Source organism: Enterobacter sp. CPE_E890 (assembly GCF_046521475.1).
GTDB lineage: Bacteria > Pseudomonadota > Gammaproteobacteria > Enterobacterales > Enterobacteriaceae > Enterobacter > Enterobacter adelaidei.
This window is the reverse complement of sequence record NZ_JBKFZW010000001.1, coordinates 3,341,180-3,361,786: the sequence shown is the minus strand read 5'-3', so window position 1 is coordinate 3,361,786 and position 20,607 is coordinate 3,341,180. Positions and strand designations below refer to the sequence as shown.

The following is a 20,607-nucleotide window of genomic DNA, read 5'->3' as shown; positions in this document are numbered from 1 at the left end:
GCATATCACTACTCAAATAGCGCGAAGCCAGGCTCAACAGTCACCACGGACCATTTGCAATGGTGAACAATATGACCGACTTAACCGCGCAAGAAGCCGCCTGGCAGACCCGGGATCATCTGGATGACCCAGTCATTGGCGAACTGCGCAACCGTTTTGGGCCGGATGCCTTTACTGTTCAGGCTACCCGCACCGGGGTACCCGTTGTTTGGGTGAAGCGTGAGCAATTACTGGAAGTTGTCGATTTCCTCAAGAAATTGCCAAAACCGTACGTCATGCTGTTTGACTTACACGGCATGGATGAACGTCTGCGTACCCACCGCCAGGGCCTCCCTGCTGCGGATTTTTCCGTTTTCTACCACCTGATCTCAATAGACCGCAATACGGATATCATGCTCAAGGTGGCATTGTCTGAAAACGACATGCATCTGCCAACGATCACCAAACTTTTCCCGAACGCCAACTGGTATGAGCGTGAAACCTGGGAAATGTTCGGCATGACCTTCGATGGCCACCCGCACCTGACGCGCATCATGATGCCGCATACCTGGACTGGCCACCCGCTGCGTAAAGACTACCCGGCACGTGCCACCGAATTCGATCCGTTTGAGCTGACCAAAGCCAAGCAGGATCTGGAGATGGAAGCGCTGACCTTCAAGCCGGAAGACTGGGGCATGAAGCGCGGTACCGACAACGAGGACTTCATGTTCCTTAACCTCGGTCCGAACCACCCGTCTGCGCACGGTGCATTCCGTATTATTCTTCAGCTTGACGGCGAAGAGATTGTCGACTGCGTGCCTGACATCGGCTACCACCACCGTGGTGCTGAGAAGATGGGTGAGCGTCAGTCCTGGCACAGCTACATTCCGTATACCGACCGTATCGAATATCTCGGCGGCTGCGTAAACGAAATGCCATACGTGCTGGCCGTTGAGAAACTGGCGGGTATCGTTACGCCGGATCGCGTTAACGTGATCCGCGTTATGCTGTCCGAGCTGTTCCGTATCAACAGCCACCTGCTGTACATCTCTACGTTCATTCAGGACGTGGGTGCGATGACTCCGGTCTTCTTCGCCTTTACCGACCGTCAGAAAATCTACGATCTGGTTGAAGCAATTACCGGTTTCCGTATGCACCCTGCCTGGTTCCGTATTGGCGGTGTGGCACACGATCTGCCGCGCGGCTGGGACCGTCTGCTGCGCGAATTCCTCGACTGGATGCCAAAACGTCTGGCCTCTTACGAGAAAGCCGCACTGCGTAACACCATTCTGAAAGGCCGTTCCCAGGGCGTTGCTGCCTACGGTGCGAAAGAGGCGCTGGAGTGGGGTACGACAGGTGCAGGTCTGCGTGCGACCGGTATTGATTTCGACGTGCGTAAAGCCCGTCCTTACTCTGGCTACGAGAACTTCGACTTTGAAGTCCCGGTTGGCGGCGGCGTTTCCGACTGCTACACCCGCGTGATGCTGAAAGTGGAAGAGTTGCGCCAGAGTCTGCGCATTCTTGAGCAGTGCCTCAACAACATGCCGGAAGGCCCGTTCAAAGCGGATCACCCGCTGACGACGCCGCCACCGAAAGAGCGCACGCTGCAACATATCGAAACCCTGATCACCCACTTCCTGCAGGTTTCCTGGGGCCCGGTCATGCCGGCACAAGAATCCTTCCAGATGATTGAAGCGACCAAGGGTATTAACAGTTACTACCTGACCAGTGACGGCAGCACCATGAGCTACCGTACCCGCGTGCGTACGCCGAGTTTTGCGCATCTGCAGCAGATCCCGTCCGCCATCCGCGGCAGTCTGGTCTCCGACCTGATTGTGTATCTGGGTAGTATCGATTTTGTTATGTCAGATGTGGACCGCTAATTATGCACGAAAATCAACAACCACAGACCGAGGCTTTTGAGCTGAGTGAAGCAGAGCGTGCCGCCATTGAGCACGAGATGCACCACTACGAAGACCCGCGTGCGGCGTCCATTGAAGCGCTGAAAATCGTACAGAAACAGCGTGGTTGGGTGCCGGATGGGGCGATCTATGAGATCGCAAAAGTGCTGGGTATTCCGGCAAGTGACGTAGAAGGCGTAGCCACGTTCTACAGCCAGATCTTCCGTCAGCCGGTAGGCCGCCATGTGATCCGCTATTGTGACAGCGTCGTTTGTCACATTACCGGTTATCAGGGCATTCAGGCAGCAATTGAGAAGAAGCTCAATATCAAGCCGGGCCAGACCACGTTCGATGGTCGCTTTACTCTGCTGCCAACCTGCTGCCTGGGTAACTGCGACAAGGGGCCGACCATGATGATTGATGAGGACACTCACAGCCATCTGACGCCGGAAGCCATTCCTGACCTGCTGGAGCAGTACAAATGAAAACGGTAATTCGTACTGCTGAGACCCATCCGCTGACCTGGCGTCTGCGCGATGACAAACAGCCGGTATGGCTCGACGAATATCAGAGCAAAAACGGCTATGCCGGTGCGCGTAAAGCCCTCGGTGGCATGGCACCGGACGATATCGTTAACGCGGTAAAAGATTCCGGCCTGAAGGGGCGCGGTGGTGCAGGTTTCTCCACGGGTCTGAAGTGGAGCCTGATGCCAAAAGACGAATCCATGAACATCCGTTACCTGCTGTGTAACGCCGATGAAATGGAGCCGGGCACCTATAAAGACCGCCTGCTGATGGAGCAACTGCCGCACCTGCTGGTGGAAGGTATGTTGATCTCCGCGTTCGCGCTGAAAGCGTACCGTGGCTACATCTTCCTGCGTGGTGAGTACATCGAAGCGGCAGAAAACCTGCGTCGCGCGATTGCCGAAGCCACCGAAGCGGGTCTGCTCGGTAAAAATATTCTGGGCACTGGATTTGACTTCGAACTGTTCGTGCACACCGGTGCCGGGCGTTACATCTGCGGTGAAGAAACCGCGCTGATTAACTCCCTGGAAGGTCGTCGTGCGAACCCGCGTTCCAAGCCACCGTTCCCGGCAAGCTCCGGCGTATGGGGTAAACCGACCTGCGTAAACAACGTCGAAACCCTGTGTAACGTTCCGGCAATCCTCGCCAACGGCGTGGAGTGGTATCAGGGCATCTCCTCAAGCAAAGATGCCGGTACCAAGCTGATGGGCTTCTCCGGTCGCGTGAAAAACCCTGGCGTCTGGGAGCTGCCGTTCGGTACCACCGCACGTGAAATTCTTGAAGACTATGCTGGCGGTATGCGTGATGGCCTGAAATTCAAAGCCTGGCAGCCGGGTGGGGCAGGGACAGACTTCCTGACCGAGGCCCACCTTGATCTGCCAATGGAATTCGAAAGCATTGGTAAAGCAGGCAGCCGCCTGGGTACGGCGCTGGCGATGGCCGTCGACCACGAGATCGGCATGGTGTCGCTGGTGCGTAACCTGGAAGAGTTCTTTGCCCGCGAGTCCTGCGGCTGGTGTACACCGTGCCGTGATGGTCTGCCGTGGAGCGTGAAGATCCTGCGTGCTATCGAGCGTGGCGAAGGCCAGCCGGGTGATATTGAGACACTTGAGCAACTGTGTCGATTCCTGGGCCCAGGCAAAACCTTCTGTGCCCACGCACCGGGTGCCGTCGAGCCACTGCAGAGCGCGATTAAATATTTCCGCGACGAATTCGAAGCAGGCATCAAGCAGCCGTTCAGCAATACCCATGCCATTAATGGGATTCAGCCGAACCTGCTGAAAGCGCGCTGGTAAAGACAGAATTTTGATTAACGCTCGGTTTCGACCGAGCCAACTGGAAGCATGCTAATGGCTACGATTCATGTAGACGGCAAAGAATATGAGGTCAACGGGGCGGACAACCTGCTGGAAGCTTGTCTGTCGCTCGGCCTTGATATTCCGTACTTTTGCTGGCATCCGGCGCTGGGCAGCGTCGGTGCTTGCCGCCAGTGTGCGGTGAAGCAATATCAAAACGCGGAAGACACGCGTGGTCGCCTGGTGATGTCCTGTATGACGCCAGCCACCGAAGGCACCTTTATTTCGATTGATGACGAAGAAGCTAAACAGTTCCGCGAAAGCGTTGTGGAATGGTTGATGACCAACCACCCGCACGACTGTCCGGTCTGTGAAGAAGGCGGTAACTGCCACCTTCAGGATATGACCGTCATGACCGGTCACAGCTTCCGTCGCTATCGCTTTACCAAGCGTACCCACCGTAACCAGGACCTGGGGCCGTTCATCTCTCACGAAATGAACCGCTGCATCGCCTGCTACCGCTGCGTGCGTTACTACAAAGACTACGCAGACGGCCAGGATCTGGGCGTATATGGTGCGCATGACAACGTTTACTTCGGTCGTCCGGAAGACGGTACGCTTGAAAGCGAATTCTCCGGTAACCTGGTAGAAATCTGCCCGACCGGCGTATTCACCGATAAAACCCACTCCGAGCGCTACAACCGTAAATGGGACATGCAGTTTGCACCAAGCATCTGCCAGCAGTGTTCTCTCGGCTGTAACACCAGCCCGGGTGAACGCTACGGCGAACTGCGTCGTATCGAAAACCGTTATAACGGTACCGTTAACCACTACTTCCTGTGCGACCGCGGTCGTTTCGGCTATGGCTATGTGAACCTGAAAGACCGTCCGCGTCAGCCGGTTCAGCGCCGTGGCGACGACTTCATCACCCTGAATGCTGAACAGGCGATGCAGGGCGCGGCAGATATTCTGCGCCAGTCGAAGAAAGTGATCGGTATCGGCTCCCCGCGCGCCAGCATCGAAAGCAACTTCGCGCTGCGTGAGCTTGTTGGGGCGGAAAACTTCTACACCGGTATCGCCCAGGGCGAGCAGGAACGTCTGCAACTGGTCCTGAAAGTGCTGCGCGAAGGCGGTATTCATACTCCTGCGCTGCGCGAAATCGAATCTTATGATGCGGTCCTGGTGCTGGGTGAAGACCTGACGCAGACCGGCGCTCGCGCGGCTCTGGCGGTTCGCCAGGCGGTTAAGGGGAAAGCACGTGAAATGGCAGCAGCACAGAAAGTGGCTGACTGGCAGATTGCGGCAATCCTGAACATCGGTCAGCGCGCGAAACATCCTCTGTTTGTGACCAACGTCGACAACACCCGTCTGGATGATATAGCGGCGTGGACCTACTGCGCCCCGGTTGAAGATCAGGCGCGTCTTGGCTTTGCCATTGCCCACGCGCTGGACGACAACTCGCCGGCCGTTGAGCTGGATCGCGACCTGCAAAACAAGGTTGACGTGATTGTTCAGGCCCTGGCGGGTGCGAAGAAACCGCTGATTATTTCTGGTACTAACGCCGGAAGCGCGGAGATCATTCAGGCGGCAGCGAACGTTGCCAAAGCCCTGAAAGGCCGCGGTGCTGACGTTGGCGTGACCATGGTTGCCCGTGCGGTAAACAGCATTGGTCTGGGTATGATTGGCGGCGGCTCGCTGGAAGCTGCGTTGAGCGAACTGGAATCCGGTGCCGCTGACGCCGTTGTGGTGCTGGAAAACGACCTGCATCGCCATGCTTCTGCCGCACGCGTTGACGCCGCGCTCTCCAAAGCGCCGCTGGTGATGGTGATTGACCATCAGCGCACCGCGATTATGGATAAAGCGCACCTGGTCCTCTCTGCGGCAAGCTTCGCAGAAAGCGACGGTACCGTTATTAACAACGAAGGTCGCGCCCAGCGTTTCTTCCAGGTTTATGACCCGGCGTACTATGACAGCAACACCGTGATGCTGGAAAGCTGGCGCTGGCTGCACTCCCTGCACAGCACCGTGCAGAGCCGTGAAGTGGACTGGACGCAGCTCGACCACGTTATCGACGCGGTTGTCGAAAAACTGCCTCAGTTGGCAGGCATTAAAGATGCTGCCCCTGAAGCGAGCTTCCGCATTCGTGGCCAGAAACTGGCGCGTGAACCGCATCGTTACAGTGGCCGTACCGCAATGCGCGCCAATATCAGCGTTCACGAACCGCGTCAACCGCAGGATAAAGACACTATGTTCGCCTTCTCCATGGAAGGGAACAACCAGCCGTCTGCACCGCGTTCACAGATCCCATTCGCATGGGCACCGGGCTGGAACTCCCCACAGGCATGGAACAAGTTCCAGGCGGAAGTGGGCGGTTCTCTGCGTCACGGCGATCCGGGCGTGCGTCTGATCGAAGCCTCCGAAACCGGTCTGGATTTCTTCACGACCGTTCCGGCGAGCTTCCAGGCTCAGGAAGGGAACTGGCGTATCGCCCCGTACTACCATCTGTTTGGTAGCGACGAGCTGTCCCAGCGCTCTCCGGTATTCCAGCAACGTATGCCTCAGCCATACATCAAGCTCAACCCGGCGGATGCCGCGAAGCTTGGCGTTAATGCGGGCGCGAACATCGCCTTTAGCTACGACGGTCAGACAATCAGCCTACCGCTGATTATTTCTGAAGGCCTGACAGCAGGGCAGGTGGGTCTGCCAATGGGTATGCCTGGCATCGCGCCGGTACTGGCGGGTGCGCGTCTTGATAATCTGCAGGAGGCAAAAGCATGAGTTGGTTAACGCCGGATCTTATCGACATCCTGCTGAGCATTCTGAAAGCGATTGTTATTCTGCTGGTGGTGGTCACCTGCGGCGCGTTCATGAGCTTTGGTGAACGTCGTCTGCTCGGTCTGTTCCAGAACCGTTACGGACCGAACCGCGTGGGCTGGGGTGGTTCACTCCAGCTGGTTGCGGACATGATCAAGATGTTCTTTAAAGAGGACTGGATCCCGCGCTTCTCTGACCGCGTGATCTTTACTCTGGCACCGATGATCGCCTTCACCTCGCTGCTGCTGGCGTTTGCCATCGTTCCTGTCAGCCCGACCTGGGTTGTGGCTGACCTGAACATCGGCATTCTGTTCTTCCTGATGATGGCAGGACTCGCGGTTTACGCGGTGCTGTTCGCAGGCTGGTCCAGTAACAACAAATACTCCCTGCTGGGTGCGATGCGTGCTTCCGCGCAGACGCTGAGCTACGAAGTGTTCCTGGGGCTCTCCCTGATGGGCGTGGTGGCGCAGGCCGGTTCATTTAACATGACCGACATCGTCAACAACCAGGCTGACATCTGGAACGTTATCCCGCAGTTCTTTGGTTTTATTACCTTTGCTATCGCGGGCGTGGCGGTGTGTCACCGTCACCCGTTTGACCAGCCAGAAGCCGAACAGGAACTGGCCGACGGTTACCACATTGAATATTCCGGTATGAAATTCGGTCTGTTCTTCGTGGGCGAGTACATCGGTATTGTCACCATTTCCGCGTTGATGGTAACGCTGTTCTTTGGTGGCTGGCATGGCCCGTTCTTACCGCCGTTCATCTGGTTCGCGCTGAAAACCGCGTTCTTCATGATGATGTTCATTTTGATTCGCGCAGCGTTACCTCGTCCGCGTTATGACCAGGTAATGTCCTTCGGCTGGAAAGTGTGCCTGCCGCTGACGCTCGTCAACTTGTTGGTAACGGCCGCTGTCATTCTCTGGCAGCAGCCATAAGGGGCTATAGACCATGACCTTAAAAGAATTACTGGTAGGCTTCGGCACCCAGGTACGCAGTATCTGGATGATCGGCCTGCACGCGTTTGCGAAACGCGAAACCCGGATGTACCCGGAAGAACCGGTATATCTGCCGCCGCGCTACCGTGGCCGTATCGTGCTGACGCGCGATCCGGACGGTTCCGAGCGCTGCGTTGCCTGTAACCTGTGTGCGGTAGCGTGTCCGGTCGGCTGTATCTCTCTGCAAAAAGCAGAGACGGTAGATGGCCGCTGGTATCCTGAGTTCTTCCGCATTAACTTCTCACGCTGCATCTTCTGCGGCCTGTGTGAAGAAGCGTGCCCAACCACGGCGATTCAGCTGACTCCAGACTTCGAGCTGGGTGAGTACAAGCGTCAGGACCTGGTGTACGAGAAAGAGGATCTGCTGATTTCCGGTCCGGGCAAATACCCGGAATATAACTTCTACCGGATGGCGGGTATGGCAATCGACGGCAAAGATAAGGGCGAAGCAGAGAACGAAGCTAAGCCTATCGACGTCAAGAGCCTGTTACCGTAAGGAGAGGGCAATGGAATTCGCTTTTTATATCTGTGGCCTTATCGCCATCCTGGCTACGCTGCGAGTGATCACGCACACCAACCCGGTGCATGCGCTGCTGTACTTAATCATTTCGCTGCTGGCCATTTCCGGGGTGTTCTTCGCACTGGGCGCGCACTTCGCCGGTGCGCTGGAAATCATCGTCTACGCCGGGGCCATTATGGTTCTGTTCGTGTTCGTGGTGATGATGCTGAACCTGGGCGGCTCTGAAATTGAGCAGGAACGTCAGTGGTTAAAACCGCAGGTGTGGATTGGCCCGGCAATTTTGTCGGCCATCATGCTGGTGGTGATTGTTTACGCCATTCTGGGCGTGAACGATCAGGGAATCGACGGTACGCCGATCGGCGCGAAAGAGGTCGGCATTACACTCTTTGGCCCATACGTTCTGGCGGTGGAACTGGCGTCGATGCTGCTGCTGGCTGGTCTGGTTGTTGCCTTCCACGTTGGCCGCGAAGAGCGTGCTGGCGAGCTGCTGAGCAACCGCACTGACGACCGCGCGAAAAGAAAAACGGAGGAGCGCGCATGATCCCCTTAACACATGGACTGATCCTCGCTGCGATTTTATTCGTTCTGGGTTTGACCGGTCTGGTTATCCGCCGCAATCTGCTATTTATGCTGATCGGCCTGGAAATCATGATTAACGCCTCCGCGCTGGCCTTCGTGGTCGCCGGAAGCTACTGGGGCCAGACCGATGGTCAGGTGATGTATATTCTCGCCATCAGCCTCGCGGCTGCCGAAGCGAGTATTGGCCTGGCGCTGTTGCTGCAGCTCCATCGTCGCCGCCAGAACCTGAACATCGATTCAGTAAGTGAGTTGCGTGGATGAACATGCTTGCCTTAACCATTATTTTTCCGCTGATTGGCTTCGTGCTGCTGGCGTTTTCTCGTGGCCGCTGGTCTGAGAATCTGTCTGCGACCGTAGGCATTGGCTCTATCGGCCTGGCTGCGCTGGTGACGGCGTATGCGGGAATCGACTTCTTCAACAACGGACGTCAGCCTTTCAGCGTGCCGCTGTGGACCTGGATGTCGGTCGGTGATTTCAACATCGGTTTCAACCTGGTGTTGGATGGTCTCTCGCTGACCATGCTCTCCGTGGTGACCGGCGTGGGCTTCCTGATCCACATGTTCGCCTCCTGGTATATGCGCGGTGAAGAGGGTTACTCCCGCTTCTTCGCCTACACCAACCTGTTTATCGCCAGCATGGTGGTTTTGGTGCTGGCCGATAACCTGCTGCTGATGTATCTGGGCTGGGAAGGCGTGGGTCTGTGTTCTTACCTGCTGATCGGTTTCTACTATACCGATCCGAAGAATGGCGCAGCGGCGATGAAAGCGTTCATCGTGACCCGTGTGGGTGACGTGTTCCTCGCTTTCGCGCTGTTCATTCTTTACAACGAACTGGGCACGCTGAACTTCCGCGAAATGGTGGAACTGGCGCCGGCGCACTTCGCAGCAGGCAACAACATGCTGTGGTGGGCAACGCTGATGCTGCTGGGTGGTGCTGTGGGTAAATCCGCACAGCTGCCGTTGCAAACATGGCTGGCCGACGCGATGGCGGGTCCAACCCCTGTCTCCGCGCTGATCCACGCTGCGACCATGGTTACCGCCGGTGTTTACCTGATTGCGCGTACCCACGGCCTGTTCCTGATGACCCCGGAAATTCTGCATCTGGTGGGTATCGTTGGTGCGGTTACGCTGGTGCTGGCAGGCTTTGCCGCACTGGTGCAGACCGACATCAAACGCGTTCTCGCGTACTCCACCATGAGCCAGATTGGTTACATGTTCCTGGCGCTGGGCGTTCAGGCGTGGGACGCAGCCATTTTCCACCTGATGACACACGCGTTCTTTAAAGCGCTGCTGTTCCTGTCATCCGGCTCTGTGATTCTGGCCTGCCATCACGAGCAGAACATCTTCAAGATGGGCGGACTGCGTAAGTCCATCCCGCTGGTCTATGTCTGCTTCCTGGTGGGCGGCGCGGCGCTGGCGGCACTGCCGCTGATCACTGCGGGCTTCTTCAGTAAGGACGAAATCCTTGCGGGTGCCATGGCGAATGGTCATATCAATCTGATGGTTGCGGGTCTGGTCGGTGCATTCATGACCTCCCTGTATACCTTCCGTATGATTTTCATCGTATTCCACGGTAAAGAACAAATTCACGCTCACGCAGGGAAGGGGATTACCCACCACCTGCCGCTGATTGTGCTGCTTGTACTCTCCACCTTCGTTGGCGCGATGATTGTGCCACCGTTGCAGGGCGTACTGCCGGACACCACCGAGCTTGAGCACGGTCGCGTTCTGACGCTTGAAATCACCTCCGGTGTGGTCGCTATCGCGGGCATCCTGATTGCAGCATGGCTGTGGCTGGGTAAACGTACGCTGGTAACCTCTGTTGCCAACAGTGCGCCAGGCCGCCTGCTGGGCACCTGGTGGTACAACGCGTGGGGCTTCGACTGGCTGTACGACATGATTTTCGTCAAACCGTTCCTGGGTGTTGCGTGGCTGGTGAAACGCGATCCACTGAACAGCATGATGAATATCCCGGCGATCCTTTCCCGCTTTGCAGGTAAAGGCCTGCTGTTCAGCGAGAACGGTTACCTGCGCTGGTATGTGGCGTCCATGAGCATCGGTGCGGTTGTCGTACTGGCGCTGCTGATGGTGTTGCGTTGATCGTTAAGTGAATTTTATTCGAATTCGTTGAAAATCAGGCCCCTGCTGGGGGCCTTTAAAAGGAATGTAAATCGCCATGTTACTACCCTGGCTAATATTAATTCCCTTCATCGGCGGCTTCCTGTGCTGGCAGACTGAACGCTTTGGCGTGAAGATGCCGCGCTGGATCGCGCTGATCACCATGGGATTGACGCTCGCGCTTGGTCTGCAACTGTGGTTGCAGGGTGGCTACTCTCTGACCCAGTCTGCGGGTATTCCGCAGTGGCAGTCTGAGTTTATCCTGCCGTGGATCCCACGTTTCGGTATTACGATCCACCTGGCCATCGACGGTTTGTCGCTGCTGATGGTGGTGCTGACCGGTCTGCTCGGCGTTCTGGCGGTACTTTGCTCCTGGCGAGAAATCGAAAAATACCAGGGCTTCTTCCACCTGAACCTGATGTGGATCCTGGGCGGTGTTATCGGCGTGTTCCTTGCCATCGACATGTTCCTGTTCTTCTTCTTCTGGGAGATGATGCTGGTGCCGATGTACTTCCTGATCGCGCTGTGGGGCCACAAGGCGTCCGACGGTAAAACGCGTATCACGGCGGCAACCAAGTTCTTCATCTATACCCAGGCGAGTGGTCTGGTGATGTTGATTGCCATTCTGGCGCTGGTGTTTGTTCACCACGATGCGACCGGAGTCTGGACATTCAACTATGAAGACCTGCTGAAGACGCCTATGTCTCACGGCGTTGAATATCTGCTGATGCTGGGCTTCTTCATCGCCTTCGCGGTGAAAATGCCGGTGGTTCCGCTGCACGGCTGGCTGCCAGACGCGCACTCCCAGGCACCAACGGCGGGTTCCGTTGACCTGGCGGGCATCTTGCTGAAAACCGCAGCCTACGGTCTGCTGCGTTTCGCACTGCCGCTGTTCCCGAACGCGTCCGCTGAGTTCGCGCCAATTGCCATGTGGCTGGGTGTGATCGGTATCTTCTACGGTGCCTGGATGGCCTTCACGCAATACGACATTAAGCGTCTGATTGCTTACACCTCCGTTTCCCACATGGGCTTCGTACTGATTGCTATCTACACCGGCAGCCAGCTCGCGTACCAGGGTGCGGTGATCCAGATGATTGCGCATGGTCTGTCCGCAGCCGGCCTCTTCATCCTGTGTGGTCAGCTGTACGAACGTCTGCACACTCGCGATATGCGTATGATGGGCGGTCTGTGGAGCAAAATTAAATGGCTGCCAGCGCTGTCCATGTTCTTCGCGGTGGCTACTCTGGGTATGCCTGGCACCGGTAACTTCGTCGGCGAATTTATGATTCTGTTCGGCAGCTTCAAAGTGGTTCCGGTCATTACCGTGGTTTCGACTTTCGGTCTGGTGTTCGCTTCCGTTTACTCGCTGGCGATGCTGCACCGTGCCTACTTCGGTAAAGCGAAGAGCGAAATTGCTGCACAAGAACTGCCGGGGATGTCGCTGCGTGAGCTGTTCATCATCCTGCTGCTGGTCGTACTGCTGGTGCTGTTGGGCTTCTATCCGCAGCCGATTCTGGATACCTCGCATAGCGCGATGGGTAACATCCAGCAGTGGTTTGTTAATTCTGCTTCTACTACAAGGCCGTAATTCGCCATGACAATAACTCCACAACAACTGATCGCGCTGCTACCGCTGCTGATCGTCGGATTGACGGTGGTGGTTGTGATGCTCTCCATTGCGTGGCGACGCAATCACTTCCTGAATGCGACCCTGTCCGTTCTGGGTCTGAACGCTGCGTTGGTTTCCCTCTGGTTTGTTGGCCAGGCGGGCGCGATGGATGTCACCCCGCTGATGCGCGTTGACGGCTATGCCATGCTGTACACGGGTCTGGTTCTGCTGGCGAGCCTGGCAACCTGTACCTTTGCGTATCCGTGGCTTGAAGGCTACAACGACAACAAAGAAGAGTTTTACCTGCTGGTACTGATTGCCGCACTGGGCGGCATTCTGCTGGCGAATGCTAACCACCTGGCCGCGCTGTTCCTCGGTATTGAGCTGATATCTCTGCCGCTGTTCGGTCTGATTGGTTATGCCTTCCGTCAGAAGCGCTCACTGGAAGCGAGTATCAAGTACACCATTCTGTCTGCTGCCGCGTCGTCCTTCCTGCTGTTCGGTATCGCGCTGGTGTATGCTCAGTCTGGTAACCTCTCCTTCGTTGCGCTCGGCAAGAGCCTCGGCGACGGCATGCTGCATGAGCCGCTGCTGCTGGCGGGTCTGGGCATGATGATTGTTGGCCTCGGCTTCAAACTGTCTCTGGTTCCATTCCACCTGTGGACGCCAGACGTATACCAGGGTGCTCCGGCACCGGTTTCCACCTTCCTGGCGACGGCGAGCAAAATCGCTATCTTCGGTGTGGTCATGCGTCTGTTCCTGTATGCACCGGTAGGTGATAGTGAAGCGGTTCGCGTTGTGCTCGGCATTATCGCGTTCGTATCCATCATCTTCGGTAACCTGATGGCGCTGAGCCAGACCAATATCAAACGTCTGCTGGGCTACTCGTCTATCTCCCATCTGGGTTACCTGCTGGTGGCACTGATTGCGCTGCAAAGCGGTGAGATGTCGATGGAAACCGTGGGCGTGTATCTGGCAGGTTACCTGTTCAGCAGCCTCGGCGCGTTCGGCGTGGTGAGCCTGATGTCCAGCCCATACCGTGGCCCGGATGCGGATTCACTGTTCTCCTACCGTGGTCTATTCTGGCACCGTCCGATTCTGTCCGCGGTGATGACAGTGATGATGCTCTCTCTGGCGGGTATCCCGATGACCTTGGGCTTTATCGGTAAGTTCTACGTGCTGGCCGTCGGTGTGCAGGCGCACCTGTGGTGGCTGACTGCGGGCGTGGTTATCGGCTCTGCAATCGGTCTGTATTACTACCTGCGTGTGGCGGTGAGTCTGTATCTGAGTGCACCTCAGCAACTCAACCGTGATGCCCCAACCAACTGGCAGTACAGCGCCGGTGGTATTGTGGTGCTGATCTCCGCGCTGCTGGTACTGATCTTCGGTATCTATCCGCAGCCGCTGATTGATATCGTGCAGCATGCGATGCCACTGATGTAAAAACAAAAAACCCGCCTCGGCGGGTTTTTTTATGCTTTAAGCCAATTGCTTGCGACTAATTAACGGCCCGTCAATCTTCTTCATCGAACGATCCAGAACTTCCTCAATCACCGAAGACAGCTCGTTCAGTTCAAATTTCGCCACATACCCGTCAGCCTTCACTTTACGAATATGATCTTCGTTGGCGTTACCAGAAAGCGACGAGTGGATCACCACCGGAATATCTTTCAGTACCGGGTCGGTTTTGATTTTGCGCGTCAGCGTAAAACCGTCCATCTCCGGCATTTCGAGGTCGGTCAGCACCAGGGCAATTTTATCAGTGATCGGGACCCCTTCCGCCTGTGCCTGAGCAGCGAGAACGCCAATTTTTTCCCACGCATCTTTGCCGGTGATATGTAGCTGCGCCGGGATCTCCATCGCCTGCAAACCTTTTTCCAGCATGGAGCGTGCGACTTTGGAATCTTCTGCAACAATCGCGACAGCACCCGGCTTGATATGGAATTTTGTGGTTTGCAGATTAGTGGCGTGCAGATCGTGGTTAGCTGGGGTGATGTCATACAGAATCTGCTCAACATCGAGCACCATCGCCAGTTCGTTGGTATCAGTCTTCTCGTCCAGACAGGCGATACTGGTGATGTAACGTCCGCTGACGGCGGTTTCCGCCGCGTGTACCTGTTTCCAGTCGAGGCGCATGATGTTCTCAACGGATTCCACGGCAAACGCCTGCACGCTGCGGGCATATTCTGTGATCAGCAGGATGTTGAGCCCCGTTGTCGGTTTACAACCCGCTACGGCGGCCAGGTCGATCACCGGAATCACCTGATCGCGAATATTCACCATCCCCATCAGCGGTGATTTCATCCCGGCGGGTTTCGTGAACTCTGGCATCGGCACAATTTCACGCAGCTTGAAAACGTTAATGCCAAAAAGCTCTGATTTGTTTTCGTTCAGAGACGTGCCCAGCCGGAATAACAACAGTTCAAAACGGTTCGACAGGGTTAGATTCGCCCTGTCATCAATATCTTTCTGGAAATTATCCATTCTACCCTCGAGAGAAATGCTGACCTTTTAATCGTTATCGGCATCCTGAGGGAAAAATGAAGGACTAAACGCTGACTTGAGTGAAATCTTCTGCCAGCTCACATTTCGGGAACACTGCGCGGCACTCAGCCAGCAGACCTTCACATCCCCGAGCATCGTAGCGCGAGCTAACATGAGTAACGATCAGTTTCCCGACGCCTGCGTCACGGGCAAGCTGTGCCGCCTGACGGGTTGAGCTATGCCCACGGCTGTTGGCTTTCTCTTCCATGGCCGTTTCAAGCGTTGCTTCATGTACCATGACATCCACGCCCTGAGCCAGTTCCAATGCTGTCGGGCAGGGGGCGGTGTCGCCAAAAATCGCCAGTTTTTTGCCGGGCTGGGGTGCCGCGAGATAATCCTGACCATTGATAACGCGCCCATCCTCCAGCGTGACCGTCTCTCCCTGCTTCAGACGCTGGAACAGCGGCCCGGCCTTTACCCCCGCGGCGATTAACGCGGCGGCATCCAGTGCGCCGGGTTTGTCATGCGCTTCAATGCGGTAACCATAACACTCTACCGGGTGGTTAAGAGGGTGAGCGGTGACGACATAATCTTCATCATCGAAAACCAGCCCCCCGGCGATCTCAACGACCTCCAGCGGATAATCAGTCCAGGACCCACTGAGGCGTAGCGTGGTTTCAACAAATTCCCGGATACCTGCAGGCCCGTAAATCGTCAGCGGATTAGCGTTCCCGGCCATTGAACGGCTGCACAGCAGGCCAGGCAGGCCAAACAGATGGTCACCATGCAGATGCGTGATAAAAATTTTATCCAGCTTGCCTGGGTGATAAGCGGTATGTAACAGCTGATGCTGTGTCCCTTCACCACAGTCAAACAGCCATAGCCCACCACGGGTTGGGTGTTTAAGATCCAGCAGAATCGCGGTCACATTTCGTGAGCGGGTTGGCACGCCAGCGGACGTACCCAGAAAAATCAGTTCCATAACGCAATCAGCCCTTTGCTGAACGGGGAGGGGTTTAGTATAACGTGATGAACCCCAGGAAGGAGACTGACATGATCCAGTGGCAAGATTTACACCATAGCGAGCTCACCGTTAATTCACTGTATGCGCTGCTCAAACTGCGCTGCGAAGTGTTTGTGGTAGAACAGACCTGCCCGTATCAGGACATCGACGGCGACGATCTCGTCGGCGAGAACCGGCATATCCTCGGCTGGCGGGATAACGAGCTGGTGGCGTATGCGAGGATTCTGAAAAGCGAAGACGATTTTGAGCCTGTGGTGATTGGCCGCGTCATCATTAGCGGTAAGGCGCGCGGTGAAAAACTGGGCTATCAGCTGATGGAAAAAACGCTGGAGGCATGCCAGAAACAGTGGCCGGACAAGGCGTTATACCTGGGCGCGCAGGCGCACCTGCAATCTTTCTACGGTTATTTTGGCTTCACGCCGGTCACTGACGTATATGACGAAGACGGTATACCGCACATTGGCATGGCGCGGGAGGCTAAGCAGGCGTAATGGGTCGTAGTTGGCTATAGTTAGCGGACTGGTGTACTAACATGGAGAAAAATATGTCATTTCAATCCTGGGATACCCGTATCGATGACGACCTGACGTTATTGAGAGAAACGCTGGAAGAAGTATTACGTTCGTCGGGCGACCCTGCCGATCAGAAATATATTGAGCTGAAAGAACGTGCAGAACAGGCGCTAAATGACGTTAAAAACCGCGTCAGCCATGCGTCCGACACGTACTACTACCGCGCCAAAAAGGCGGTTTATCGTGCCGATGATTATGTTCACGAAAAACCGTGGAGAGGCATTGGTGTGGGCGCAGCTGTCGGGTTGGTGTTTGGGCTGCTTCTGGCTCGTCGTTAATTTTATGTTTAACGCTTAACCACTCCCTATACGTGGGTACTGCTATTTATAACCAGTACCCCGTATAATATGAGGTTTCAACAGGGAGAGGTTCGCGTGAATTCGATTTTCCTCGCGTTGGAGCACCTGCGTAGTCAGCTTACGCAAGCGTTACCCGCAATACCCGGTCTACGTCATTTCGACGTCACTTTCCCGTTAAACGACGCTTTCGATCCTCTTGCCTGGCTTGGCGCGCAGCAGTGCTATCCCCAGTTTTACTGGCAACAGCGTAATGGTGATGAGGAACTGGCTGCTCTGGGGGCTGTCACCCAATTCTCCTCGCTGGCGTTAGCCTCGCAGTTTTTGCGTGAGCAGAATGCGGCAAATGATACCCGTATTTGCGGCCTGAATGCATTTAACCCGGAGCAGGGCAGTCTCTTTTTACCTCGCCTGCTCTGGCGACGTTCCGCCGGAAATGCCACGTTGCGCCTGCAACTGTGGAGCGATGACTCTCTTCAGGACGATGCCCGCACCGCGTTGGATTTTCTGCAGCAACTTCATGCCGCCAGACCTATCCGCCCGCTGTCTGTGCAGGTTGAGTGCGAAACCCATCATCCGCAAAAGCAGGAATGGCTGGAGCTTATCCGCAAGGCAACAGAGTCTATCGCGCGCGGTGAATTTGAAAAGGTGGTCCTCGCCAGGGCAACCGATCTGCCGTTTAAACAGCGCGTTAACCCTGTTGCACTGATGGCCGCCAGCCGCGCCCTGAATTTAAATTGCTATCATTTCTGCATGGTTTTCGACGCCAGCAATGCGTTTCTCGGCTCAACGCCCGAGCGTCTCTGGCGGCGGCGGGGAAAATTGCTTCGTACCGAAGCGCTGGCGGGCACTGTCACCAGTCATGTTGATGATAAACAAGCCCAGCGTCTGGGCGAATGGTTGCTGAATGATGATAAAAACCAACGCGAAAATATGTTGGTAGTGGAAGATATCTGTCAGCGCCTTCAGCACTTTACCCAGACGCTTGATGTGTTGCCTGCTCAGGTTGTGCGCCTGCGCAAAGTGCAGCATTTGCGCCGCTGTATCTGGACCGAGCTGAAACAGGCCAGTGATGAGCAGTGTTTACATATTCTGCAGCCTACGGCGGCCGTTGCCGGGCTGCCGCGTCAACCTGCACGGGCGTTTATTGAGAATGTTGAACCCTTTAACCGCGAGTGGTACGCCGGGTCGGCCGGGTATTTATCACCCGAACAAAGCGAGTTCTGCGTGGCATTACGCTCTGCACGTGTCCAGGATGACGCTCTGCGGCTGTACGCCGGAGCCGGAATTGTCAGCGGGTCTGACCCGGAGCAGGAGTGGCAGGAGATAGAAAACAAAGCCGCAGGGTTGCGTTCTCTGCTCCTTAGGGATTAATACTGATTCGTGCATTCCCGATTCATATCAAAATTCCAAATTTTTCTATTATTTATACTGTGTCGTAATCTTGATTCCGGACAATCTCATGTCAGTAAGTTCTTTTAACCGGCGCTGGGCGGCGGTGATCCTTGAAGCCCTGACCCGCCATGGCGTCAGGCACGTGTGTATTGCGCCGGGTTCTCGCTCAACGCCGCTGACGCTGGCGGCCGCTGAAAACCGGGCATTCATTCACCATACTCATTTTGATGAACGCGGTCTTGGCCATCTGGCACTGGGGTTGGCGAAGGTCAGCAAAGAGCCTGTAGCGGTGATTGTCACCTCCGGTACTGCCGTGGCGAACCTCTATCCGGCACTGATTGAAGCCGGTTTAACCGGTGAAAAACTGATCCTGCTGACGGCTGACCGCCCACCTGAGCTTATCGACTGTGGCGCCAATCAGGCTATTCGTCAGCCGGGACTCTTTTCCTCGCACCCTTCGCAGACAATCTCGTTGCCGCGTCCCACGCAGGATATCCCGGCAAGCTGGCTGGTATCTACCGTCGATCATGCCATGGAGACATTGCGCAGTGGGGCGTTGCATATCAACTGCCCGTTTGCCGAACCGTTGTATGGCGAACTGGATAACACCGGCCTTGAGTGGCAGCACTCCCTCGGTGACTGGTGGGAAAGTGAAAAACCGTGGCTGCGTGAGCAGACGCATCTTGAGAGTGCTAAACAACGTGACTGGTTCTTCTGGCGGCAAAAACGCGGCGTGGTTATCGCCGGGCGCATGAGCGCTGCTGAAGGAAAATGGGTTGCTGAATGGGCGCAAACACTTGGCTGGCCGCTGATTGGTGACGTGCTCTCCCAGACCGGTCAGCCGCTGCCGTGCGCCGATCTCTGGTTGGGGAATGCGAAAGCCGTCACTGAGCTTTCGCAGGCGCAGATTGTTGTCCAGCTTGGCTCAAGCTTAACCGGTAAGCGATTACTGCAATGGCAGGCAACGTGCACCCCGGAAGAATACTGGCTGGTGGATCCGCTGGAAGGGCGGCTCGACCCGGCGCACCATCGCGGGCGTCGTCTGGTCAGCAGTATCGACACCTGGCTTACGCTCCATCCGGCGGAAAAACGCAAACCCTGGGCCGTTGCGATCCCGGAACTTTCGCGTCAGGCGTGGGAGCTCACCAAAGCGCATTGTGAAGCGTTTAGCGAGGCCGGATTGGCGCACCGTATTCGCCAGTATTTGCCTGAGCAGGGGCAACTGTTTGTCGGAAATAGCCTCGTTGTCCGCCTGATTGACGCGTTTTCGAAGCTGCCTGCGGGTTACCCGGTTTACAGCAACCGTGGCGCCAGCGGTATTGATGGGCTGATCTCAACGGCAGCAGGCGTGCAGCGCGCCAGCGCGAAATCGACGCTGGCAATCGTGGGCGATCTCTCTGCACTCTACGATCTCAACGCGCTGGCGCTGCTACGACAGGCGTCGGCCCCGTTTGTGCTGATTGTGGTCAACAACAACGGCGGGCAGATCTTCTCTCTCTTGCCAACGCCGCAAAGCGAGCGTGAACGCTTTTACCTGATGCCGCAGAATGTCCAGTTTGAACACGCCGCAGCGATGTTCAGCCTGAAATACCATCGCCCGGAAAACTGGGAACAGCTTGATATAGCGCTGAGCACCGCCTGGAAACAGCCGGGAGCAACGTTGATTGAGCTGGTGGTGAATGATGCTGACGGCGCGCAGATGCTGCAAAGCCTGCTGGCACAGGTGAGCCAGCTGTGATCCTCTCGGGTGTGCAACAGGCTGGAAAACCAGGTTATCCCTGGCTGGTCTTTTTGCACGGTTTCTCCGGGGATTGCCGTGAGTGGCAGGTCGTTGGCGAGATGCTCAGCAATTATCCCCGGCTGTACCTGGACCTGCCGGGTCACGGTGGATCCGGGAGCATTGGCGTGACGGGGTTCAACGAGATGAGCAATATGCTCACCCGAACTTTGTTTAGTTACAACATACTTAACTTCTGGCTTATCGGGTACTCCCTCGGCGGCCGCATTGCGATGTTCCATGCTTGCCAGCAGCCACAGGGGCTGCAGGGGGTGATTGTGGAAGGTGGGCATCCGGGTCTGCATGATGACGAAGAGCGCATCAGGCGGCGGGTATCTGATCGCCGCTGGGCACAGCGTTTTCGTACTGAACCGCTGAAAAAAGTCTTTACTGACTGGTATCAACAGCCCGTGTTCGCCTCCCTGAAGGACACCCAGCGCGAAGCGCTGGTTACTTTGCGCAGTCAGAACAACGGCACGACGCTGGCGATGATGCTGGAGGCGACATCGCTGGCCGTGCAGCCTGATTTGCGTGCCGCGCTCAGCGCCCGCAACTTCCCATTTGAATATTTATATGGTGAACATGATGACAAGTTTGCGGCCCTTGCCGCGGAACTGAACGCCGTTCGCCATGCAATTCCCATCGCCGGACACAACGCCCACCGGGAAAACCCGGGTGCAGTTGCTGCGTGTCTGGCTCAGATACTGCGTCTTCGATAAAGGA

General features: G+C 56.1%; 18 protein-coding genes. 16 read left to right on the top strand and 2 right to left on the bottom strand.

Annotation, left to right across the window (positions count from 1 at the left end):
• The first annotated feature begins 59 nt into the window (after positions 1-59).
• From nuoC to nuoN, 11 genes are all read left to right on the top strand, one after another.
• Entirely contained in the window at positions 60-1,862 is a 1,803-nt protein-coding gene (nuoC, locus tag ACLHV9_RS16440; RefSeq protein ID WP_028016245.1) for an NADH-quinone oxidoreductase subunit C/D, read from the top strand.
• Between the two features lie 2 nt (positions 1,863-1,864).
• On the top strand, positions 1,865-2,365 hold the full coding sequence (gene nuoE / locus ACLHV9_RS16435; RefSeq protein ID WP_006176513.1) for an NADH-quinone oxidoreductase subunit NuoE: 501 nt from the start codon (positions 1,865-1,867) through the stop codon (positions 2,363-2,365).
• Complete coding sequence (gene nuoF, locus ACLHV9_RS16430; RefSeq protein ID WP_023312536.1) at positions 2,362-3,699, top strand: NADH-quinone oxidoreductase subunit NuoF; 1,338 nt, start codon at positions 2,362-2,364, stop codon at positions 3,697-3,699. Before nuoE ends, nuoF begins: the two co-directional genes overlap by 4 nt.
• Positions 3,700-3,753: 54 nt before the next feature.
• Positions 3,754-6,477: an NADH-quinone oxidoreductase subunit NuoG gene (gene nuoG, locus ACLHV9_RS16425; RefSeq protein ID WP_407220845.1), complete on the top strand. Its 2,724-nt coding sequence runs from the start codon at positions 3,754-3,756 to the stop codon at positions 6,475-6,477.
• A complete protein-coding gene (gene nuoH, locus ACLHV9_RS16420) occupies positions 6,474-7,451 on the top strand; it encodes an NADH-quinone oxidoreductase subunit NuoH (RefSeq protein WP_008500211.1) in 978 nt (325 codons plus the stop codon). Before nuoG ends, nuoH begins: the two co-directional genes overlap by 4 nt.
• Positions 7,452-7,464: 13 nt before the next feature.
• The gene (gene nuoI, locus ACLHV9_RS16415) at positions 7,465-8,007 is read left to right on the top strand and encodes an NADH-quinone oxidoreductase subunit NuoI (protein ID WP_003861491.1); all 543 of its coding nucleotides are present in this window, start codon (positions 7,465-7,467) and stop codon (positions 8,005-8,007) included.
• A gap of 10 nt (positions 8,008-8,017) precedes the next feature.
• Positions 8,018-8,572, top strand: a complete 555-nt coding sequence (gene nuoJ, locus ACLHV9_RS16410) for an NADH-quinone oxidoreductase subunit J (RefSeq protein WP_014170993.1) — start codon at positions 8,018-8,020, stop codon at positions 8,570-8,572.
• Complete coding sequence (nuoK, locus tag ACLHV9_RS16405) at positions 8,569-8,871, top strand: NADH-quinone oxidoreductase subunit NuoK (protein ID WP_003861496.1); 303 nt, start codon at positions 8,569-8,571, stop codon at positions 8,869-8,871. Before nuoJ ends, nuoK begins: the two co-directional genes overlap by 4 nt.
• Complete coding sequence (gene nuoL, locus ACLHV9_RS16400; RefSeq protein ID WP_028016247.1) at positions 8,868-10,709, top strand: NADH-quinone oxidoreductase subunit L; 1,842 nt, start codon at positions 8,868-8,870, stop codon at positions 10,707-10,709. Before nuoK ends, nuoL begins: the two co-directional genes overlap by 4 nt.
• A gap of 76 nt (positions 10,710-10,785) precedes the next feature.
• Positions 10,786-12,315, top strand: coding sequence for an NADH-quinone oxidoreductase subunit M (gene nuoM / locus ACLHV9_RS16395; RefSeq protein ID WP_028016248.1), 1,530 nt, complete (start codon positions 10,786-10,788; stop codon positions 12,313-12,315).
• A 6-nt stretch (positions 12,316-12,321) separates the two neighbouring features.
• A complete protein-coding gene (gene nuoN, locus ACLHV9_RS16390; protein ID WP_108090828.1) occupies positions 12,322-13,779 on the top strand; it encodes an NADH-quinone oxidoreductase subunit NuoN in 1,458 nt (485 codons plus the stop codon).
• A gap of 36 nt (positions 13,780-13,815) precedes the next feature.
• Here the strand turns inward: nuoN and ACLHV9_RS16385 are convergent, their stop codons facing one another.
• Both ACLHV9_RS16385 and rbn read right to left on the bottom strand, forming a co-directional pair.
• Complete coding sequence (locus tag ACLHV9_RS16385) at positions 13,816-14,820, bottom strand: chemotaxis protein (RefSeq protein ID WP_108090827.1); 1,005 nt, start codon at positions 14,818-14,820, stop codon at positions 13,816-13,818.
• 64 nt (positions 14,821-14,884) lie between these two features.
• A complete protein-coding gene (gene rbn / locus ACLHV9_RS16380; protein WP_407220843.1) occupies positions 14,885-15,802 on the bottom strand; it encodes a ribonuclease BN in 918 nt (305 codons plus the stop codon).
• Between the two features lie 71 nt (positions 15,803-15,873).
• Here rbn and ACLHV9_RS16375 point away from each other — a divergent pair, with 71 nt between their 5' ends.
• From ACLHV9_RS16375 to menH, 5 genes are all read left to right on the top strand, one after another.
• The gene (locus tag ACLHV9_RS16375; RefSeq protein WP_028016252.1) at positions 15,874-16,335 is read left to right on the top strand and encodes a GNAT family N-acetyltransferase; all 462 of its coding nucleotides are present in this window, start codon (positions 15,874-15,876) and stop codon (positions 16,333-16,335) included.
• Between the two features lie 53 nt (positions 16,336-16,388).
• Positions 16,389-16,694: a stress response protein ElaB gene (gene elaB, locus ACLHV9_RS16370; protein ID WP_028016253.1), complete on the top strand. Its 306-nt coding sequence runs from the start codon at positions 16,389-16,391 to the stop codon at positions 16,692-16,694.
• Between the two features lie 96 nt (positions 16,695-16,790).
• The gene (gene menF / locus ACLHV9_RS16365; protein ID WP_407220842.1) at positions 16,791-18,086 is read left to right on the top strand and encodes an isochorismate synthase MenF; all 1,296 of its coding nucleotides are present in this window, start codon (positions 16,791-16,793) and stop codon (positions 18,084-18,086) included.
• Between the two features lie 88 nt (positions 18,087-18,174).
• Entirely contained in the window at positions 18,175-19,845 is a 1,671-nt protein-coding gene (gene menD / locus ACLHV9_RS16360; protein ID WP_049006403.1) for a 2-succinyl-5-enolpyruvyl-6-hydroxy-3-cyclohexene-1-carboxylic-acid synthase, read from the top strand.
• Positions 19,842-20,603 (top strand): 2-succinyl-6-hydroxy-2,4-cyclohexadiene-1-carboxylate synthase, encoded by a 762-nt coding sequence (menH, locus tag ACLHV9_RS16355; RefSeq protein WP_407220840.1) that lies wholly within the window; start codon positions 19,842-19,844, stop codon positions 20,601-20,603. The genes menD and menH overlap by 4 nt, the downstream gene beginning before the upstream one ends.
• Positions 20,604-20,607 lie beyond the last annotated feature (4 nt).

Coding starts and splice junctions, on each gene's coding strand:
- nuoC (WP_028016245.1), top strand. CDS start 60: ATGGTGAACAATATGACCGACTTAACCGCGCAAGAAGCCGCCTGGCAG.
- nuoE (WP_006176513.1), top strand. CDS start 1,865: ATGCACGAAAATCAACAACCACAGACCGAGGCTTTTGAGCTGAGTGAA.
- nuoF (WP_023312536.1), top strand. CDS start 2,362: ATGAAAACGGTAATTCGTACTGCTGAGACCCATCCGCTGACCTGGCGT.
- nuoG (WP_407220845.1), top strand. CDS start 3,754: ATGGCTACGATTCATGTAGACGGCAAAGAATATGAGGTCAACGGGGCG.
- nuoH (WP_008500211.1), top strand. CDS start 6,474: ATGAGTTGGTTAACGCCGGATCTTATCGACATCCTGCTGAGCATTCTG.
- nuoI (WP_003861491.1), top strand. CDS start 7,465: ATGACCTTAAAAGAATTACTGGTAGGCTTCGGCACCCAGGTACGCAGT.
- nuoJ (WP_014170993.1), top strand. CDS start 8,018: ATGGAATTCGCTTTTTATATCTGTGGCCTTATCGCCATCCTGGCTACG.
- nuoK (WP_003861496.1), top strand. CDS start 8,569: ATGATCCCCTTAACACATGGACTGATCCTCGCTGCGATTTTATTCGTT.
- nuoL (WP_028016247.1), top strand. CDS start 8,868: ATGAACATGCTTGCCTTAACCATTATTTTTCCGCTGATTGGCTTCGTG.
- nuoM (WP_028016248.1), top strand. CDS start 10,786: ATGTTACTACCCTGGCTAATATTAATTCCCTTCATCGGCGGCTTCCTG.
- nuoN (WP_108090828.1), top strand. CDS start 12,322: ATGACAATAACTCCACAACAACTGATCGCGCTGCTACCGCTGCTGATC.
- ACLHV9_RS16385 (WP_108090827.1), bottom strand. CDS start 14,820: ATGGATAATTTCCAGAAAGATATTGATGACAGGGCGAATCTAACCCTG.
- rbn (WP_407220843.1), bottom strand. CDS start 15,802: ATGGAACTGATTTTTCTGGGTACGTCCGCTGGCGTGCCAACCCGCTCA.
- ACLHV9_RS16375 (WP_028016252.1), top strand. CDS start 15,874: ATGATCCAGTGGCAAGATTTACACCATAGCGAGCTCACCGTTAATTCA.
- elaB (WP_028016253.1), top strand. CDS start 16,389: ATGTCATTTCAATCCTGGGATACCCGTATCGATGACGACCTGACGTTA.
- menD (WP_049006403.1), top strand. CDS start 18,175: ATGTCAGTAAGTTCTTTTAACCGGCGCTGGGCGGCGGTGATCCTTGAA.